At 57.2% G+C, this 19,148-nt stretch carries 17 protein-coding genes and 1 other RNA gene; 15 read left to right on the forward strand and 3 right to left on the reverse strand.

What is annotated here, in order from left to right; genetic code table 11:
* Position 1: 1 nt before the first annotated feature.
* The 3 genes from GRX64_RS14760 to GRX64_RS14770 are packed head-to-tail and all read right to left on the reverse strand — an operon-like array spanning position 2 to position 2,876.
* Positions 2–592: a D-sedoheptulose-7-phosphate isomerase gene (locus tag GRX64_RS14760; RefSeq protein ID WP_166268510.1), complete on the reverse strand. Its 591-nt coding sequence runs from the start codon at positions 590–592 to the stop codon at positions 2–4.
* Positions 589–966: a YraN family protein gene (locus GRX64_RS14765; RefSeq protein ID WP_166268511.1), complete on the reverse strand. Its 378-nt coding sequence runs from the start codon at positions 964–966 to the stop codon at positions 589–591. Before GRX64_RS14765 ends, GRX64_RS14760 begins: the two co-directional genes overlap by 4 nt.
* A gap of 14 nt (positions 967–980) precedes the next feature.
* Positions 981–2,876: a penicillin-binding protein activator gene (locus GRX64_RS14770; protein WP_166268512.1), complete on the reverse strand. Its 1,896-nt coding sequence runs from the start codon at positions 2,874–2,876 to the stop codon at positions 981–983.
* Positions 2,877–3,047: 171 nt separating this feature from the next.
* Here GRX64_RS14770 and rsmI point away from each other — a divergent pair, with 171 nt between their 5' ends.
* From rsmI to GRX64_RS14845, 15 genes are all read left to right on the forward strand, one after another.
* Positions 3,048–3,887 (forward strand): 16S rRNA (cytidine(1402)-2'-O)-methyltransferase, encoded by an 840-nt coding sequence (rsmI, locus tag GRX64_RS14775; protein WP_166268598.1) that lies wholly within the window; start codon positions 3,048–3,050, stop codon positions 3,885–3,887.
* Positions 3,888–3,931: 44 nt separating this feature from the next.
* Positions 3,932–4,281, forward strand: an RNA gene (rnpB, locus tag GRX64_RS14780) — RNase P RNA component class A.
* 403 nt (positions 4,282–4,684) lie between these two features.
* Complete coding sequence (gene mraZ / locus GRX64_RS14785) at positions 4,685–5,146, forward strand: division/cell wall cluster transcriptional repressor MraZ (protein WP_166268513.1); 462 nt, start codon at positions 4,685–4,687, stop codon at positions 5,144–5,146.
* Positions 5,143–6,138: a 16S rRNA (cytosine(1402)-N(4))-methyltransferase RsmH gene (rsmH, locus tag GRX64_RS14790; protein WP_166268514.1), complete on the forward strand. Its 996-nt coding sequence runs from the start codon at positions 5,143–5,145 to the stop codon at positions 6,136–6,138. The genes mraZ and rsmH overlap by 4 nt, the downstream gene beginning before the upstream one ends.
* The gene (gene ftsL / locus GRX64_RS14795) at positions 6,135–6,557 is read left to right on the forward strand and encodes a cell division protein FtsL (protein WP_166268515.1); all 423 of its coding nucleotides are present in this window, start codon (positions 6,135–6,137) and stop codon (positions 6,555–6,557) included. The genes rsmH and ftsL overlap by 4 nt, the downstream gene beginning before the upstream one ends.
* A 6-nt stretch (positions 6,558–6,563) precedes the next feature.
* On the forward strand, positions 6,564–8,315 hold the full coding sequence (locus tag GRX64_RS14800) for a peptidoglycan D,D-transpeptidase FtsI family protein (protein ID WP_166268516.1): 1,752 nt from the start codon (positions 6,564–6,566) through the stop codon (positions 8,313–8,315).
* A gap of 4 nt (positions 8,316–8,319) precedes the next feature.
* The gene (locus GRX64_RS14805; RefSeq protein WP_166268517.1) at positions 8,320–9,804 is read left to right on the forward strand and encodes a UDP-N-acetylmuramoyl-L-alanyl-D-glutamate--2,6-diaminopimelate ligase; all 1,485 of its coding nucleotides are present in this window, start codon (positions 8,320–8,322) and stop codon (positions 9,802–9,804) included.
* Positions 9,801–11,180: a UDP-N-acetylmuramoyl-tripeptide--D-alanyl-D-alanine ligase gene (locus GRX64_RS14810; RefSeq protein ID WP_166268518.1), complete on the forward strand. Its 1,380-nt coding sequence runs from the start codon at positions 9,801–9,803 to the stop codon at positions 11,178–11,180. Before GRX64_RS14805 ends, GRX64_RS14810 begins: the two co-directional genes overlap by 4 nt.
* Positions 11,180–12,265, forward strand: a complete 1,086-nt coding sequence (gene mraY, locus GRX64_RS14815) for a phospho-N-acetylmuramoyl-pentapeptide-transferase (protein WP_166268519.1) — start codon at positions 11,180–11,182, stop codon at positions 12,263–12,265. The genes GRX64_RS14810 and mraY overlap by 1 nt, the downstream gene beginning before the upstream one ends.
* Before the next feature lie 16 nt (positions 12,266–12,281).
* Entirely contained in the window at positions 12,282–13,622 is a 1,341-nt protein-coding gene (murD, locus tag GRX64_RS14820; RefSeq protein ID WP_166268520.1) for a UDP-N-acetylmuramoyl-L-alanine--D-glutamate ligase, read from the forward strand.
* Complete coding sequence (ftsW, locus tag GRX64_RS14825) at positions 13,619–14,833, forward strand: putative lipid II flippase FtsW (RefSeq protein WP_207308816.1); 1,215 nt, start codon at positions 13,619–13,621, stop codon at positions 14,831–14,833. The genes murD and ftsW overlap by 4 nt, the downstream gene beginning before the upstream one ends.
* Complete coding sequence (gene murG, locus GRX64_RS14830) at positions 14,826–15,908, forward strand: undecaprenyldiphospho-muramoylpentapeptide beta-N-acetylglucosaminyltransferase (RefSeq protein WP_166268521.1); 1,083 nt, start codon at positions 14,826–14,828, stop codon at positions 15,906–15,908. The genes ftsW and murG overlap by 8 nt, the downstream gene beginning before the upstream one ends.
* Entirely contained in the window at positions 15,901–17,346 is a 1,446-nt protein-coding gene (gene murC, locus GRX64_RS14835) for a UDP-N-acetylmuramate--L-alanine ligase (protein WP_166268522.1), read from the forward strand. Before murG ends, murC begins: the two co-directional genes overlap by 8 nt.
* Positions 17,339–18,304 (forward strand): D-alanine--D-alanine ligase, encoded by a 966-nt coding sequence (locus tag GRX64_RS14840; RefSeq protein ID WP_166268523.1) that lies wholly within the window; start codon positions 17,339–17,341, stop codon positions 18,302–18,304. Before murC ends, GRX64_RS14840 begins: the two co-directional genes overlap by 8 nt.
* Complete coding sequence (locus tag GRX64_RS14845; RefSeq protein WP_166268524.1) at positions 18,297–19,136, forward strand: cell division protein FtsQ/DivIB; 840 nt, start codon at positions 18,297–18,299, stop codon at positions 19,134–19,136. Before GRX64_RS14840 ends, GRX64_RS14845 begins: the two co-directional genes overlap by 8 nt.
* Positions 19,137–19,148 lie beyond the last annotated feature (12 nt).

A 19,148-nucleotide genomic window follows, 5' to 3' on the forward strand; every position in this document is an offset into this window, starting at 1 on the left:
GTCAGCCTCCGAACAACTTCCTGTCTATGAGTGCGCAGACCGCGTTGATAATCACCAGCATAAGCGGTGTCGCTTGATTTGGTTCAAGATTGTTGAGTGCGACTTCATGGTCTTCCGGTTGCAGCAATGACGTGATATCGGTTTTCTCTTTTGCGCTCAGTACCACAACTCTCATTTCACGATCGTGGGCGGCTTGGATTGCTTGAATCAGGTTCGCTTTATGCCCATCGTCGACAATTACCAGCAGCAAGTCGTTTGCTTTTCCTATCGCTCGAACCTGTCTAGAAAACGTATCGTTGAAGCGATTGTCCCGACATATGGCTGAATAGGTTGTTGCGTCGGCGCCCAGGTTGATTGCGGGCAGCGCGGGGCGATCCTGGTCATAGCGATTGAGCAGTGCCGTACAAAAATACTGGGCCAGGATGTTTGCGTTACCGTTGGCGCAGGCGATGACTTTGCCGTCCAGTAATAATGATTCGACAATCGTGTCGGCCGCCCTGGCAATGTCCGGCCCTGCATGGCTCGCTGCCTGTGCGGTTTGCTCCATGTGATTGGCGAACCACCCGTTAATCAAGTCGTCGGTGTCAGTCATGAGTTAGCCTGGATCGCATTTTTTATCCATTGTATTCGGTATTGTTTTACAAATCCCGGGGCCATTGCAATCACGTCAATTCGTGTGGGAGCATTCCACAAACCGTGTCGTTGCAAGTATAGGGCAGCCGCTTTCAGCAGGCGCTGTTGTTTGCGATAACTGATCGATTCAGCGCTAGTACTGTAGCTGCCATTGCCGCGGTAACGCACCTCAAAAAACACCAGAACGCCATCATCCATGCCGATCAGGTCGAGTTCACCTCCGCGGCTGAAGACATTGCGATCGGTAATGCGTACGCCCCGGCGTTCCAGATACCGGGCGGCGGCTTCTTCGGCCTGTTGACCGGATGTTTTCTTGCCTTCCTTGGCAGTCATCCTGTGGTTTCCTGTTATTCTCGATTCGGCGTACCGGCAGCATTTTGGGGTGTTGGGTTGGTCATTTGTTCTAAATTGTCGCCGCTTTCTTCCTCAACCAATTCCGGCAGCGGTTTTGGCGCGCCTTGCTCAAAGCGGGCCCAACGCTGTTTACGATGGATCTTGCCTTGCTCCGACATGGTCAGCACGCCGGTATGTCCGTCCAGCGTACTGCCTTGAACCTGTTCGAGAAGCGGCAGTCGAGCGCTGAGTTGAAAAGCGTCGGCCCCCATGGCAAACAGCCGTCCAAGTTGGCCGCCCATATTAGGGAAGGCCGATCGGACGGATGAGCGCAATGGGTTTTGTTCGTCGAGAACCCAAGGGATGTCGGTAAACACCACCTGATCCAGGTCGCGGTCGCGAGCGGGATCGGGGCGTCCTTCATAGATCAGTGACGGCGAGTACACCGGAAGGTCGCCGGCAAAATAGAACGCAAACAGAGGTTTGAATTGGCGAGCGACAGTTGGCTGCGCAACCATGATAATGGCGTCGACGTCCTGGCGCCGGCGGGGTTCGAACTCGACGTTCTGGCCAATCGTTTGCTCTACTTCGATCGCTCGTTGGCGGCTGACGTTAACGCCAAGCAAGTCGGCGCTGACCGCGCGCAGGTTATCGGTTCGGAAAAACCGTTGAATCTGCAGGGCTGTGCCTTCATTTTCATCCAGTCCGGCAAGCAGGGCCTGTTCAAAACGATCTCCCCAGTCTCCCCCCGGAATGAGGGCAAGCACCTGTTTGAGTCCCTCAGCGTGAAGTCGCTCGGCAATCTGGCGGGCCTCATCTTCGGCGGACAGGCCAAACTGGTAAAGGCGGGCAGGGGGCTCGTTGCCGCTGTCGTCGTAGTTCAGGGCCAGCAGTGGAATTGGCATGGCATTGCGTCCTGCGATAGCCGCCAGCGCCTCTTTGTTCAGAGGCCCTACGATCAGATCCGGGCTTGTCTTCAATAGTTCTTCGTAGAGCGTGTCGAAGGGTTTGCCGTGGGTGTCGGTCACCGAGATCTCAATATTGAAATCTTTGGCGGTTGTGTCTGTATAGAATGCCGCCATGAATCCGTCCCGTACGGCCGCACCTGCACTGGCTAAGGGGCCGGTCAATGGAACCGCCAAGGTGATCTTCTCGGGCCGCTCCTGGGCTAGCAGGGTGATCAACGACAATTCACTTGGCAATTCACGGGCTGCGGGGTGCCCTGCCCAATTGTACTGCCAGTCCCGAATCGCCTTACTTTGAGCTTCCAGTCGCATCCCCGGCGAGCGCAGTATAATGGCAAGCTCCAGCCAGCCTTGGGTGTCGTACCCAATGGCGCGTTGGCTTTCGTCATTTAGCACCTGGCTGGAGGTCCGTTTGAGTGCTTGCCAGATACGATCATTCAGATCTTTGGTGTCGGTGTTTAGGGGTTGGGCCTTGAGAACGATCAACGTCTGGGCCACTTTCATGGGCTGTTGAGCCAGGTCGAACGTTGCCAGCTGGAGTTCAAGCGCCTGCTCGACCAGATCTGCCCGATACTGCTGAAACTGACTGCTACTTAAAGTTTCAGATAACTGCTGTGCCCACAGCCGATCTTCCAGGGCGGCCACGCCAGACATGGCCAGCAGCAGGTACTGGTTTTTCAGGCTTTCGACGGTGGTGTCAAATCGCCGGTTCTGCAGAATTGTGCGAGCTTCCTTGTGAGCCCCCGCGGCTTGAAAGCGGTCGGCTGTTTGCAATAGATAACGTTGGGCCGCTTCTTCACTTTCAGCCTCGTCCGCAAGGGCGAGGGCGACATCCGCGGTTTGCGGTTCACCAGACTGCAAATTGATCGGGGCGCAGCCCCCAAGGGTGAACAAAAGTGCCAAAATGGCAACAATGTAACGGGCGTTCAGATGATTGGTTATCATGTCTGGTTCACACAGCTCCCGGGCGTTACGCTTGTGACGCCGTTTAATCGGCGGCATCATGCTTAAAACGGGCAGTTTACCAGCTCGTGGCGCAATTCTCATGACGTTGATGTCATCCTGAGTAATAAAAGAGGGTATTGAGTGGCTTCTGATTCGAGTCAGCCCCGTCAAATGGCGGGTGTGTTATATATTGTTGCCACCCCCATAGGCAATCTTGACGATCTTTCCTTGCGTGCGGTCGAGGTGCTGAAGAAGGTGGACCTAGTGGCAGCGGAGGACACGCGCCACAGTCGTCGGTTGCTTCAGCACCTGGGTCTCCAGAAAACAATGCTGGCCCTTCACGATCACAATGAGCGGGATCGAACGGAAGGCGTTCTGGACCTGCTGCGCAAAGGGTCAAGTATTGCGCTGATATCCGACGCGGGTACACCGCTGATATCCGATCCCGGCTTTGTATTGGTGCGGGAAGCTCGCCAGCACGGCTTGGTTGTTACGCCAATACCGGGAGCGTGTGCCTTGGTGGCGGCGCTCAGTGCGGCGGGGTTGCCGACGGATCGTTTTCGCTTCGAGGGATTTTTACCAACGAAACGCGGCGCCCGCCAGGCGGCGTTGGCCGCGCTGGCCGAGGAAGTGGCGACGCTGGTATTTTATGAATCACCTCACCGAATTCTCGAAACTGCGGAAGAAATTGCACAAGCGTTTGGGCCAGACCGTGAGGTGGTGTTTGCTCGGGAGATGACGAAAGCGTTTGAAACGTTCTACGCCGGACCTGCAGCGGTGGTAGCGGCGTCCCTGAAAGCCGACCCCTACGCGGTCAAAGGCGAGTTCGTGGTGATGGTGCATGGCGCTGACAAAAGGGATGATGATGGTGGCGGGTTCGAGGTGGATAAGTTGCTACGCTTGCTCATTGCCGAGCTGCCAGTGAAAAAGGCTGCGCGTATTGGTGCTGAGTTGACCGGCGTGTCGAAAAATGACCTGTACCAGCGTGCACTGGAAATTAAGGGGGCGTGACGGTTTTGCTTGCGCCGCCTGGGTGCGGTCGGTATCGTCTCGGCTGAGTTCGCCAGACAGTCGCCGCCAGTTCGCTGGGGGAGGAAAGTCCGGGCTCCGCAGGGCAAGGTGCCAGGTAACGCCTGGGCGGCGTGAGCCGATGGAAAGTGCAACAGAAAGTATACCGCCTAAGTGCCTTCGGGCGCCGGTAAGGTTGAAATGGTGCGGTAAGAGCGCACCGCGTGACTGGTAACAGTTCACGGCGATGGAAAACCCCACCTGGAGCAAGACCAAATAGGAGTCCTATGGCGTGGCCCGCGCTGGACTCGGGTAGGTTGCTTGAGGCCTGTGGTGACGCAGGCCCTAGATGAATGGCTGTCCAAGACAAAACCCGGCTTATCGGCGAACTCACCTTTTCTCTTTGCTCTCCGGTTCACGCATTCCTGGCGAAAGTGTGAACCGGATTGTTCTCACGTCCAGCCTTTTATATCCAAATAATCTTAAACTTCACTTGTCGTCTCCAGTATTTGCTGCAGGTGATTGATTTATTTATTTTTCTTTTTCGTAATGTCAGCGTTTTGTTAACTCTTCGCCTGTAACTCCTTGTCATTAAAGAAACTTTTCCCTGTGCGGCGCTTATGGCGGTGCTTGCATTGTGTTCGGCGTGTTTCTATAGTGTGCAGGAGTGGGAAAAAGTGGTTTTAAGTGGTTTTTGGTGTCATCTCAAGGGGTGAAGTGGCAGGGAATGGGAAATATCCATTCCGGGCTGACCGAAAAATCCGTTAGAACCGGTACCGACAACGGCAGAGTTATCGCAAATGAGCAAGTTTCTCGGCAGTCATGCCATCAATATGGATGCGAAGGGTCGTTTGGCGATCCCCGCACGGGTGCGTGAGGAACTCGCGCAAGCCTGTAGCGGTCGCATTGTATTGACTGCCAACGCGCCGGATACCGAAGAAGAACGCTGTCTGTTGATCTACCCGGAGCCCCAATGGGAGGCACTGCGTCCCGAAATAGAAGCGCTACCCAATATGAATCGCAGGGCCCGGCGCCTGCAACGATTGATGCTCGGCTACGCGACGCCTCTGGAGCTGGACTCGGTTGGTCGAGTGTTGGTGCCCCCCACGCTGAGGGACTATGCCCGTTTTGAGAAAAAACTGATGGTGATTGGTCAAGGCAAAAAGCTTGAGCTCTGGAACGAAGAGCGTTGGTTTGCCTGGCTTGATGAAGCTTCGGCGGATGATGACATGCCGCCTGAGATGGAAGCGCTGTCGCTATGAAGCGTCGGAATGCGCCAGCCACCGGAAATCAGTCTTTGCACCAATCCGTGTTATTGGATTTGGCTGTCCAGCATTTAATCGGTCGCCCGGGTGGCCGCTATGTTGATGGCACGTTTGGCCGTGGTGGGCACAGCAGGCTCATTTTGCAGCAACTGGATAGTGAAGGTCGCTTGCTGGGGATCGATAAAGACCCGGAGGCGGTTGGGTATGGCGAAGTGCTGGCGCAAGACGATGAGCGTTTTCAGATTCGTCACGGCTCGTTCGCAGACCTGGCGGCGCTGACGAATGACTTCGGGTGGCCTGAGGTTGACGGCGTGCTGCTTGATTTGGGGGTGTCCTCCCCGCAATTGGATGACGCCAGCCGTGGATTCAGTTTCATGAGAGACGGCCCACTGGATATGCGAATGAATCCGCTGCAAGCGCCCAGTGCGGCTCAATGGCTCAACAGCGCCGATGAGCAAGACATTGCCAACGTTATTTACCGTTACGGTGAAGAGCGTTTTTCTCGCCGTATCGCCCGTGCGGTGGTGGCCAAGCGTATTGAAGAACCTCTGGAGACGACTCGTCAGCTCGCGGAGCTGGTGAGCAGTGCCGTACCCCGCAAAGACAAACACAAACATCCGGCGACCCGGACCTTTCAGGCCATCCGGATTTTTATCAATCGCGAACTGGAAGATCTGGAAACAGGGCTGCAGGCCGCCGTTGATCAGTTGGCGCCCGGTGGGCGCCTGGTCGTGATCAGTTTTCACTCGCTGGAAGACCGTATTGTAAAGCGCTTTATGCGGGATTTGGCTCGCGGGCCACAGCTTCCCCGCGGCTTGCCCGTGAAAGCCGTGGATACGGAATCGGAGTTTCGGCTGGTGACTAAAGCCTTGAAGGCGGAAGTCGGCGAGATCAGCGATAACGTCCGGGCGCGAAGCGCAGTGATGCGCGTGCTGGAACGACGTGGTGGGCCGAACGGCGAGCCGCGATATAAGGGAGATGAAGCATGAGTGCCGTTACCATCGAGCGTCCGGCCAAGACCGCGACCTTTAACAAGCAAGCCGTACGAGAAAGTGTTTCAAGCACCATTGGTCTGTCAAAGCAGATCTTTCAGACGCTGTGCCAGAAAAACATGCTGGTGTCCTTTGCGCTGGTGTTGGTGTTGATTGTCTCCGCTATCGGTGTGGTCATCAGTGCGCATGAGAATCGTCAGCTGTTTAATGCGCTGTCGGAACTGCACGCCGAAAGGGATGGCTATCAACGTGAGTGGAGTCAGTTGTTGCTCGAGCAGAGCGCGTTGAGCGCCCACGGACGCATTGAGCGAAGCGCTGCAGAGAAGCTGGTTATGACCGTTCCGGGAAAAGAATCGATAGTGCTCGTGCCAGTAGCAATGCCCTACATACTGGCCCATGAACAGGTCCAACAATAGCAGGTGATGGCTTTGCCCCAGGAAGGACAAGCACAGACCAGAATTCAGCGCCTAGCAGCCAGCTTCAAAGCCTGGCGGTACGGTACGGTGCTGGGTGTCTTTCTGGTGGTGGTCGGGGCATTGGCGTGGCGTCTCGTTGACCTCCATGTCGTGGATCAGGCCTTCCTCAGCAATCAGGGTGATGTGCGAACCATTCGAGTTGAGACCATCGATGCCCACCGCGGCATGATCACTGACCGTCACGGCGAATCACTGGCGGTCAGCACCCCGATGATGACCATTTGGGCGAATCCAGGCGAAATGGACGCTGGGGATCCCCGGCTGAGCAGTGTTGCGCGCTTGCTTGGCGTGAATGAAGCCCGGCTCAGGGCGCGTCTGCGCCAGCACGAACAGCGTGAATTTATTTACATCAAACGCAAAGTTCAACCCACATTGGCCCGCGAGGTTGTTGCTGTTGAAGTGCCGGGACTCTATACCCGGCGCGAGTACCGCCGATACTACCCAGCGGGCGAAGTGACATCGCATGTGGTGGGATTTACCAATATTGATGAGCGCGGTCAGGAAGGGCTGGAGCTCTCCTACAACGAGTGGCTCAGCGGCGAAGTAGGTAGCAAGCGAGTACTGAAGGATAATCGCGGGCGGGTGATCAAGGATTTGTCACTGATTCGGGATGCCAAGCCCGGCCAGCAGATTGCTTTGAGCATTGATCTTCGATTGCAGTATTTGGCTTATCGTGAATTGAAGGCCGTCGTGCAGGCACATAACGCTCACGGTGGCACGCTGGTGATGCTCGATGTGGCCACCGGTGAAGTACTGGCCATGGTAAACCAGGATTCCTACAACCCAAATGACCGCCAGCAGATGAGCCCTGACGGGATGCGCAACAAGGCGATCACGGACCTCTTTGAACCAGGCTCAACCATGAAGCCCGTTACCGTGGCAGCGGCGCTCGAAAGTGGTAAGTACACACCGTCATCCACCGTTGATACATCGCCTGGCTATCGTCGATTTGGCCGCTTTACGATCCGCGATACCAGCAACCACCGAGTCCTGGATCTTGCCGGCATTATCGTAAAATCCAGCAACGTCGGCATCAGCCGCATCGCCACAGAGTTGGGTGGCGATGCAATCCGAGATCTGTACTATCGGATGGGGTTGGGGCAGGCAACGGGCATTGGTTTTCCCGGCGAAGCAGTGGGTGTGTTGCCAAGTCCGCCTCGCTGGCGTCCGGTTGAGGAGGCCACGCTGTCGTATGGCTACGGTCTCAGTGTCAATGCGCTTCAGTTGGCCCAAGCCTATATGGTGTTGGCCAATGGCGGCATTCGTTACCCGCTGAGTTTGCTGCGCCAGGACGAAGCCCCGCGGGGCGAGCGAGTGTTGTCTGAACGGGTCACCGCCGAGGTGCGCAAAATGTTGCGTTCCGCTGTTGAGGATGGAACTGGGAAGCGTGCTCAGTTGAGTTTTTATTCCGCAGGCGGAAAAACCGGCACGGTGCATCTGGTCGGTGAAAACGGTTATGAGAAGAGCCAGTACAAAGCCATTTTTGCCGGTATGGCGCCGATCGACCATCCACGTATTGTGACCGTCGTGGCCGTCGATGCCCCGCAAGGTGGGGAGTATTATGGAGGTGAGGTAGCCGCTCCGGTCTTTGCCCGCGTTATGGGCGATGCCTTGCGGTTGCTCAATGTGAAGCCTGAGCTGGAAATTGGTGAGGCGCCGTTGCGGAGGCACGCGCCGAAAACTGGTGAGCGGGGGTAAACCTATGTGCATCACATCGCTAAGTACATTGCTGCAGGGTATTGCGCCGTTGCCTTCCGTATTCGATGTCACCATTCATGGCTTGAAGACGGACAGCCGGGAAGTGCGCCCCGGCGATGCCTTCATCGCCTTGTCGGGCGCTCTGACGCCGGCAGACCACTACTTGGAGCCGGCGATTAACGCCGGAGCCACGGTTATCTTGCTTGAGTCAGATCAGGAAGGTGAGTGCTCGGAGCGCCACGGTGCGCTTGTGGTTCCGGTCAAAGACCTTAAGTCGAAACTGGGCACGATCGCCGACCGGTTCTATGAGCATCCCTCCCAGCGCCTGAGAGTTCTGGGCGTTACGGGTACAAATGGAAAGACGTCCGTCGCACATTTCTTATCGCAGCTTCTGAGCGACACCGGAACCCCGTGTGGAATGATCGGTACGCTGGGTTGCGGCATGCCAGGGCGACTGCAATCGACGAACCATACGACGCCGGATGTCGTGCACGTAAATGCGAACCTGTCCTATATCCTTTCGCAGGGTGGTCGCGCAGCCGCAATGGAAGTTTCCTCGCATGCGCTTGAACAAGGTCGGGTCGATGGTGTGAGTATCACCGGGGCTGTGTTCACCAATCTGACCCGTGATCACCTTGACTATCACGGGTCGATGGCCGCCTACGGCAACGCCAAGGCCAAGTTGTTTTTGCGCGAGGGGCTGCATTTCTCAGTTATTAACTTTGATGACCCGTTTGGCCGTCAGCTTTATGAGCAGTTGGAGGGGCAATGTGACCGTGTCCGCTATAGCTTGCACGAACCCCAAACCGAACTTTGGTTAACAGACTACCAGCCCGATGCCGATGGTTTTTCGGCGTCCCTTGATGGGCTCTGGGGGCCCTTTAACATAACCACCTCGCTGTTGGGCAGCTTCAATGTCAGCAACGTCATGGCCGCCATGGCGGCAGTTCTGAGTCTCGGTGTTCCGCTGGACCGAGTGGTAGCTGCGGCTGGTCGTCTTGCGCCGCCCCCCGGGCGACTGGAATCCTACGCCGGACTCGGCGGGGTCAGAGTGATCGTTGATTATGCCCACACCCCGGATGCGCTCAGCAACGCGTTGGCCGCGTTGAGGCCCCATGCCGATGGCGACCTGATCTGTGTATTCGGTTGCGGTGGTGATCGTGACGCGGGCAAGCGCCCGGAAATGGCCAGGGAAGCCGAAAAGGGCGCCGACCGAGTCATTGTGACAGACGATAACCCTCGGTCAGAACACCCGGATGCGATTGCGCGGGAGATTTTCAGCGGTTTTGAGGCGCCTGATCACGCTCAGCTTATTCATGATCGCGCGCTCGCTATTCGCACTGCGATTGAGCAAGCCCGGTCCGGTGACGTCGTACTGATTGCCGGTAAGGGCCACGAGACCTGGCAGGAAACAGCTGGCCAGCGGGTGCCTTTCAGTGATTCCGAGCATGTACGCTCAGCGCTGTCACTGACCGGAGGTGTTGCATGATGCGCCAGTTTTCATTGCTTGAAGCCGCCGGCTGGATGGGCGCAAGCGGTGGGGTCAAAGACGGGTATTTCAGTGGTGTGTCTACGGATACCCGGTCGCTGCAGTCTGGCGACCTGTTTGTGGCCCTGCGCGGCGAGAATTTTGACGGCCACCGTTTTATTGAGATGGCGGAGCAAGCTGGCGCTGTAGCCGCTGTGGTTGACGAGTGCAACACGACCTGTACCTTGCCGCAATTGCAGGTGGCAGACACGACCGCCGCCTTGGCGGATTTGGCGCAGGGCAATCGTCGTGAGAGTCGAGCGCGGGTTGTGGCCATCACCGGCAGCAGCGGCAAGACAACGGTCAAAGAAATGGTGGCATCCATCCTTCAACAGGTGGATAGCACGCTGGCGACCCAAGGCAACCTGAACAATCACATTGGCGTACCCCTGACGTTGTTTCGACTGACGCCAACGCATCGTTTTGCAGTGATTGAACTGGGTGCCAGTGGCTTGGGGGAAATTGCTCACACTGTCGCCATCGTGCGTCCGGATGTGGCGATTATTACCAACGCAGCCGAAGCGCATCTTGAGGGCTTTGGCAGCTATGGGAATGTGGTGCAAGCGAAAGGCGAAATCATCGATGGGGTACCGGCACTGGGATCGGTAATTCTCAATCACGATGACGCCGCCTTTGATCAATGGCGCCAGCGCGCTGGCAACCGAAAGGTTGTGACGGTGACCGGCCACACCGACGGTCAATCCGGCCAGTCGGTGGACTACCGTTGTGATGATTGGTCAATCGTCGATGCCGAACAGCGGATGCGTGTGCAGGGTCCGGATCGATGGAGTTGCAATGTGAGCCTTTCACTGCTGGGTGATCACAACAGGCTTAATGCCTTGCTTGCCATTGCGGCTGCGCGTGAACTGGGTGTCGATAATCAGGCCATTCAGGCCGGCTTGGCGGCTATTCAGCCGGTGCCAGGGCGCCTTCAGCCGATAGTCCTGAGTCCGGACGTGGTTGTGATCGATGACAGCTACAATGCCAACCCGGCGTCAATGAGAGCAGCGCTTTCTGTGCTTGCTTCGCGGCCGGGCAACCGGATTGTGGTTCTGGGTGCCATGGCGGAACTGGGTCCCGACGCTGACAGATTGCACCGGGAAGTCGGTGCGTTCGCAAAGGCATTGGGCATTGTGCAACTGCTTGCGGTGGGTGACGGCGCGAAAGGCTACCTTGCCGGATTTGGTGAAGGCGGCCGTGCTTGTCATGACCATGGCGAAGCGATTGAGTTTTTGAAACAGCAGCTCGCCGCACCGGTTACGGTGCTGGTGAAAGGATCTCGTAGTTCCGCCATGAATGTCGTGGTAGAGGGAATTCAACACAAGGTGACACGCTAATGCTGCTCTGGCTGACAGAGATACTTTCAGAATACTTCACGTCACTGGCAGTGTTTCAGTATCTGACGCTTCGTGGCATCTGCGGCATTCTGACCGCATTGATGATCTCCCTGCTGATTGGCCCGGTAATGATCCGCAAATTGAGTCAATACCAAATCGGGCAATCGGTTCGGGACGATGGCCCGCAGACCCACCTGAGCAAGGCCGGCACCCCCACAATGGGCGGAGCACTGATCCTGGTCGCCATCACGGTCAGCACATTATTGTGGGCGGACCTGAGTAACCGGTATGTGTGGGTCAGTCTGTTGGTCACCATGTTTTTTGGCGTGATCGGTTGGGTCGACGACTATCGCAAAGTGGTGGAGCGTAATCCGCGTGGTCTGCCGGGTCGCTGGAAGTATTTCTGGCAGTCGATTATCGGGGCGATCGCCGCTTTCTGGTTGTATTACAGCGCGACACTGCCGCAGGAAACGTCTCTCTTCGTGCCAGTGTTCAAGGAAGTCTCGTTGACACTAGGGCCAGTGCTTTTCGTTTTGCTGACCTACTTCGTGGTTGTGGGCAGTAGCAATGCCGTCAACCTGACCGACGGTCTGGATGGGCTGGCCATCATGCCAACGGTCATGGTCGCCGCCGCGCTGGGTATTTTTGCGTACCTCTCGGGGCACGCGCAGTTTGCCAACTATCTGCTGATTCCCCATTTGCCGGGAACCGGCGAATTGATCGTGTTTTGCGGCGCACTGGTGGGCGCTGGGCTGGGCTTCCTCTGGTTCAACACCTACCCGGCACAAGTCTTCATGGGAGATGTGGGCGCTCTGGCTCTGGGCGCGGCGCTGGGGGTTGTCGCGGTGATCGTGCGCCAGGAGATCGTGCTGTTCGTTATGGGCGGTGTGTTTGTGATGGAGACGGTCTCGGTGATCTTGCAGGTGGCATCGTTCCGGTTGACTGGTCGGCGCATATTTCGTATGGCGCCGCTACACCATCATTTTGAATTGAAAGGCTGGCCAGAGCCGCGGGTTATTGTGCGTTTTTGGGTAGTCACGGTTGTTCTGGTGTTGGTTGGACTGGCCACACTGAAAATTCGATAGGCGAAGCGGGCAAGACATGAGTGTCATAGTTTCAGATCGTCGCACATTGGTGGTAGGACTCGGTAAAACCGGGCTCTCCTGCGTGCGTTACCTGCTGGCGCAGGGACGAGATGTTGCCGTGGCTGACAATCGCCTATCGCCGCCGGGGTTGCAGACATTAAGCGCGCAATGGCCAGAGGTTCCGGTGCATTTGGGGGCCTTTGATGCCGACCTGTTTGCCGGTTTTAATGAGCTGGTTGTCAGTCCGGGGCTGAGCATCAAGGAACCGGCCATTCAGGCGGCGGTTGAGCGTGGCGCCCGAGTGCGGGGTGACATCGATCTGTTCAGCGACGCCGCTACGGCACCGATCATTGCCATTACCGGCTCAAACGGCAAGACCACCGTCACAACGTTACTGGGCGAGATGGCACGAGCGGCGGGCAAGCGGGTGGCCATTGGCGGCAACATTGGGACACCGGCATTGGATTTGCTGGACCAGGACGCCGAACTTTATATTCTGGAGTTGTCGAGCTTTCAGCTCGAAACTACCCAGGCGTTGGGTGCGCTGGCCGCCACCGTGCTCAATGTCAGTGATGACCATATGGATCGCTACCCCTCAAAATTGGCTTATTTCCAGGCCAAGCAGAGAATATTCAATGGTGCTCAAAATGCCATCGTTAATCTGGACGACCCGCTAAGCACACCGATGGCCCGCGATAACCTCCGTTTCATCTGTTTCGGTCGCCACCGGATCAACCCCGATACCTTCAGTACCCGCGACGATGATGGTGGCACTTGGGTGACTTATGGTTTCGACAACCTAATCCGGGACACGGAGCTGTCGTTACTGGGGGGACACAATCTCAGCAATATTATGGCCGCTCTGGCACTGGGTCAGGCCGCAGGCTTGCCTATGGCGGTCATGCTCGATACCGCACGGGCGTTTCGAGGTCTGCCACACCGGTGCGAATTTGTGCGCACGGTGGCCGGTGTCGACTACATCAATGATTCCAAGGGTACCAATGTGGGGGCAACGGTTGCGGCCATCAGAAGCCTGGCACCCCACAATGGAAAAGTTGTGTTAATTGCCGGTGGTGATGGCAAGGGCGCTGATTTCTCTCCTTTGCGAGAGCCGGTCGCTCACCATTGCCGGTTGGTTATTCTGATCGGGCGGGACGCTCCGCTCTTGGCCGGGACACTGGGCGCCGATGTGGTCACGGAATCTGTCAGCAGTCTGGCCGAAGCCGTTGCGTTGGCGTCGGAAATGTCGGTGCCGGGGGACCGCGTACTATTATCGCCGGCTTGCGCCAGTTTCGATATGTTCCGTAGTTACGAAGATCGCGGCGAGCAATTCAGGCAACAGGTGGAGCTACTATGATCCGGCCTGACCTGACGTTGACCAACCTGTCCATCCGTGAAGGCGTAAATCCACTGCCTTGGCTGTTAATGAGTGCCATTGCTTTATTGGTCATGGGTATTGTGATGATCTCATCAGCCTCAATGGATATGGCGGGTGAGGTTATGGGAAACAGCTACCACTTTGTGATCCGCCAGCTGATTTTCGTTTGCCTTGGATGCGCCCTGGCACTGATCGCGGCTAATGTTCCGCTCGCTTGGTGGGAACGCAGCGGGTGGTTGCTGCTGGGTGTGGGCCTATTTGTGTTGTTGTTGGTGCTTACGCCAATCGGGCGGACGGTCAATGGCTCTACCCGCTGGATCCCGTTTGGCCTGTTCAATGTTCAGGTGTCTGAAATCGCGAAAGTGTGTTTGATTGCCTACCTTGCCGGTTACGTGGTGCGCCGGCGGGAAGAGCTGGTCAATACCTGGGCCGGCTTTCTGAAACCGGTGGTCGTGTTGACGGTCGCTTCGATACTGCTTGTCATCGAGCCGGATTTTGGTGCCACCGTGGTATTGATGACAGCCGCAATGGGCATGATTTTCCTCAGCGGGGTCCGGCTGAGCCGGTTTCTGCCCTTGATAGCCTCCTGCGTATTCATTGGTACGGTGCTCATCCTTACTCAGCCTTACCGCCTTAAGCGGGTGGTGAGTTATCTGGACCCCTGGAAAGACCAGTTCGACAGCGGCTATCAGCTGACCCAGTCCCTGATAGCGTTCGGTCGGGGTGATTGGGCCGGCGTCGGCCTTGGTAACTCCGTGCAAAAATTGTTTTATCTGCCGGAGGCGCACACCGATTTTATTTTTGCCATTACAGCCGAAGAGTTCGGTTTGGTGGGGTCTCTGGGGACTCTGTTGCTGTTCACCATTCTGGTGGTCGCAGGATTTACCATCGCGCGTCGTGCTGAAAAAGCAGAGATGCCATTTGCGGCCTGTTTTGGCTATGGCATTACCCTGCTAATTGGCTTGCAGGCCACCATTAATATGGCAGTCGCAACCGGTTTGCTGCCGACCAAAGGCCTGACACTGCCACTGATGAGTTACGGCGGCAGCAGTTTGTTAATGACCTGTATTTGCATTGGCATACTGGCTCGGGTGGAGATGGAGCGCACGGCAATGGCTCGCTCGTCTGACACCGGCGCCCAGCAATCCGCGTCCCCGAGAAAGCCCAAGGGAGGTGCAGTCTATGAGTAGCAAGCGCTTCCTGATCATGGCCGGCGGAACCGGGGGGCATGTATTCCCCGCGCTCGCAACTGCCCGGATGCTGCAATCTCTCGGCCATTCGGTGCATTGGCTGGGTTCGGCCGGTGGCATGGAGGCGAGGCTGATCAGCGATACAGACATTCCGTTGTCGCTGATTGCGGTTTCGGGACTGCGGGGTAAAGGTAAACTGGCCTTGTTGGCGGCGCCATACAAGCTGCTCAAAGGCCTGTTGCAGGCGCTGCGTGTCGTGCGCTCGGTCAAGCCCGACTGCGTGATTGGTATGGGCGGCTTCGTGACGGGGCCAGGTGGAGTCGCTGCATGGTTGACCCGTACACCTTTGCTGGTACATGAACAAAATGCGGTCGCCGGCATGACCAACCGTGTCTTGGCGCGCTTCGCAGAAACCGTTATGGAAGCGTTCCCCAACAGTTTTGGGGCACCGGTGGTGACCCGTTGCACGGGCAATCCGGTACGGGAAGATTTGGCCGCCCTGGCTGCACCAAATGAGCGTATGGCTGGCCGGCAGGGCGCTCTCAAATTACTGGTTGTGGGCGGAAGCCTGGGCGCGCAGGCAATCAACCAATGCGTGCCGGCTGCCTTGGCTGAAATGAGCCCTGAAACTCGGCCGATGGTGATTCATCAATGTGGTGAAAAAAATCTGGATGCAACTTGCGCCGCTTACGACGCTGCTGGAATCGAAGCTCAAGTCAAGCCCTTCATCAATGACATGGCGGAAGCCTATGGCTGGGCGGATATTGTCCTTTGCCGAGCCGGCGCCCTGACCATTGCCGAGCTGTGCGCGGCTGGACTGGGGGCCATACTGGTGCCGTTTCCTCATGCGGTCGACGATCACCAGACTCGAAATGCCGAACACATGGTCCAAACAAAGGCGGCCATGTTGATCCCACAAGACAAATTAACCGCGGCTGTGCTGGCGGAAACCCTAACCGACCTGGTGGCTGATCGCGACCGGGTCCTGGCTATGGCGACGTCGGCCCGGTCGCTGGCGCGCCCTGACGCGACGGAGCGAGTAGTGAATTACTGTCTGGAGGCTGCTCATGCCTGAACAAACAAATCCCCCCCTAGTCTTTCAGGTGCCCGAAATGCGCCGTATACGCCACATCCATTTTGTTGGAATTGGTGGCGCCGGGATGAGTGGCATCGCCGAAGTGCTGAAGAACCAAGGCTATGAAGTGTCGGGTTCGGATATTCGTGAGAGCACGGTAACCGACCGTCTTCGTGGCATGGCCATAACCGTTCAGATCGGTCATCGCGAGGAAAACACGGAGTTGGCGGACGTCGTGGTGGTGTCATCCGCAGTGTCGTCGGACAACCCGGAAGTCGTGTCGGCCAGAAGCCGCCGGGTGCCCATTGTGCCTCGCGCGGAAATGCTGGCAGAAATCATGCGCTACCGTCACGGTATTGCCGTGGCGGGGACCCACGGTAAAACCACTACCACCAGTCTGATCGCGTCGGTGTTGGGTGAGGCCGGATTGGACCCGACGTTTGTCATTGGTGGCAAGCTCAATAGTGCCGGCACCAATGCGCAATTGGGAGGATCACGCTACCTGGTGGCCGAGGCTGACGAAAGCGATGCCTCGTTCTTGCACCTGACTCCCGTGATTTCTGTGGTCACCAATATCGAAGCCGACCACATGGACACTTACGGTGGTGACGTGGGGAAGCTCAAACAGACGTTTGTGGATTTCCTGCACAACCTGCCGTTCTATGGCGTTGCCGTCATGTGTGTGGACGACGACTATGTCAACGAAATTATCCCACGGATTTCACGGGCGATCATTACCTACGGTATTGACAATCCAGACGCCGACTACCGTGCGGAGGCCATTGTTTCGGATTGTCTGCGCACCCACTTTGTGGTCCGCCGTCCCGGTGGGCGCCCGGATTTGACGGTGGAGCTCAAGATGCCGGGGCGTCATAACGTCCTCAACGCCCTGGCTGCTATCGCGGTTGCCACGGATGAAGGTGTGGACGACTCGGCGATATGTGCCGGATTGGCAGGCTTTGCTGGGGTTGGGCGTCGTTTTCAGGTGTATGGCGACTACGCCACCCAAAAAGGCAACATCACCCTGGTGGACGATTACGGTCACCACCCCACCGAAGTCGAGGCGGTTATTCGGGCTGCCCGGGAAGCCTGGCCTGGGCGGCGCATTGTGATGCTGTACCAGCCCCACCGGTTCAGCCGGACCCGCGACCTTTACGAAGATTTCGTGCGGGTTCTCTCCGAAGTGGATGGCCTGCTGCTGATGGAAGTCTATTCCGCCGGCGAGTCGGCGATCCCGGGTGCCGATGGTCGTGCCCTGTGCCGCAGCATTCGCCAGCGTGGCCAAGTGGAACCCATTTTTGTCGAAGAAAATCGCGAAATAGAGCAACTGCTGGCAACCACGTTGCAGGACGGTGACCTGCTGATTACTCAGGGTGCAGGCGATATTGGCGGCGTTGCCGCTCGCCTGGCAGCAGCAGGGGTGATTGCAAATGACTGATGTGACGCTGCAGGGCTATCAAATCGACGCAGGACTAAGGCGAGCCTTTGGTCGAGTCGCCGTTTTTATGGGGGGTGACTCCGCCGAGCGTGAGGTATCGCTGAAAAGTGGCCATGCCGTGCTCAATGCGCTGCAGTCCGCGGGCGTCGATGCCTTCGGTATGGATGTGACCGGAAGTCTGTTGCGGGTCCTTGACGACCCCCAGTTTGATCGGGTTTTTATCGCCCTGCACGGCCGTGGTGGTGAGGATGGCACGGTGCAGGCCATTCTGTCTCAGGCAGGTATTCCGTTCACCGGGAGCGAAGTGTTGGCGTCGGCTCTGGCGATGGACAAGCTTCGAACCAAGTACGTGTTCGAGGGCTGTGGCCTGCCGACGCCGGCTTTTCGACTGATGTCGGATGATGGGCAAGCGGCTGATATTTTGGCCGCGCTGACGCCGCCGCTCAGCGTCAAACCGTCCCGGGAGGGGTCGAGTATTGGTATTCGCAAGGTCAGCACGGTTGACGAGTTGGCAGAAGCTTACCGGATCGCGAGCGAGCACGACCCACTGGTGTTGGTTGAGGACTGGATTGAAGGGCCTGAGTTTACGGTCAGTGTGCTGCAAGACCAAGCGCTGCCTGCGATCGGTTTGAGCACCGACCATGAGTTCTACGATTACGACGCCAAATATTTGAGTAATGACACCCGTTACCAGATTCCCTGTGGCCTGCCGGCAGATCAGGAACTCGAACTGCAAGCCTTGGCGGTCGAAGCCTTCCGAGTGGTGGGCTGCAAAAGCTGGGGTCGGGTCGACATCATGCAGGATTCACAAGGTGGGTTCTGGTTGCTGGAAGTCAATACTGTGCCCGGGATGACCGATCACAGCCTGGTTCCCATGGCAGCGAAAGCCGCCGGTATCAGTTTTGAAGAACTGGTTGTGCGGATTCTGCGGGACACCCTGGAGGATGACCATGCTTGACCTCATGCACGTTCGCAGTCGATCAATACCGCCCGACCCACCACGGCGTCGCGGTGCAACATCCGATGGGCCACAGCGCAATATCTTGGGGCCGCTGAAAGCCCTGCTAGCGGCCATTCCATGGCAACAAACGGGCTTGGGGGCGTTGGTGTTGGTTGTCGCAGGACTCGTACCGTGGGGAGCAGGCGAAGTGTTGACGGCGCTTGATCGGCAGATCACGACCGTCAAAGTGGTCGGAACGTTAGTCGGTGAGAATCAGGCCGCCCTCGAATCCAGGGCGGGCCAGTGGATAGGTCGCAGTTTTTTTGCCACCGATCTGGCCGAGGTCAAGGCCGCACTCGAACAACGGCCGTGGGTTGAAACCGCGGCGATCAGGCGCGTTTGGCCAGACGGACTGATGATCGAGATCCGGGAGAAAAAACCCTTGGCGTACTGGAACGACGATCAGCTGATCAGCCGATCGGGAGTCCTGTTTACACCGCCAAACCGAGAGGTGGCGGGACCGTTGCCCCGGCTGTCGGGCCCGGATGATCGGTTGCCGGATGTGATCGCCACGGCACGCATGATGGTAGACACCTTAACCGCGCAAGGACTGGGCTTTGCCGGGTTGGCGCTTGAAAAACGGGGTGCCTGGACGCTGCGTCTCGCCAATGGCATCGACGTTGTACTTGGTCGGGATCAGGTGGAGCAGCGGTTTGAACGATTTATGACAGTTTACGAGAGCCAATTGGCGGCTCGCGCAGACGAGGTTAAACGCATTGATGCCCGCTACACCAACGGTGTGGCGGTCCAGTGGAAGCCGCTGGATAAGGCATCTGGGAAAAATACTTAGACCCATTTTTAT

This window comes from Marinobacter caseinilyticus (genome assembly GCF_011074955.1).
Taxonomy (GTDB): Bacteria; Pseudomonadota; Gammaproteobacteria; order Pseudomonadales; family Oleiphilaceae; genus Marinobacter; species Marinobacter caseinilyticus.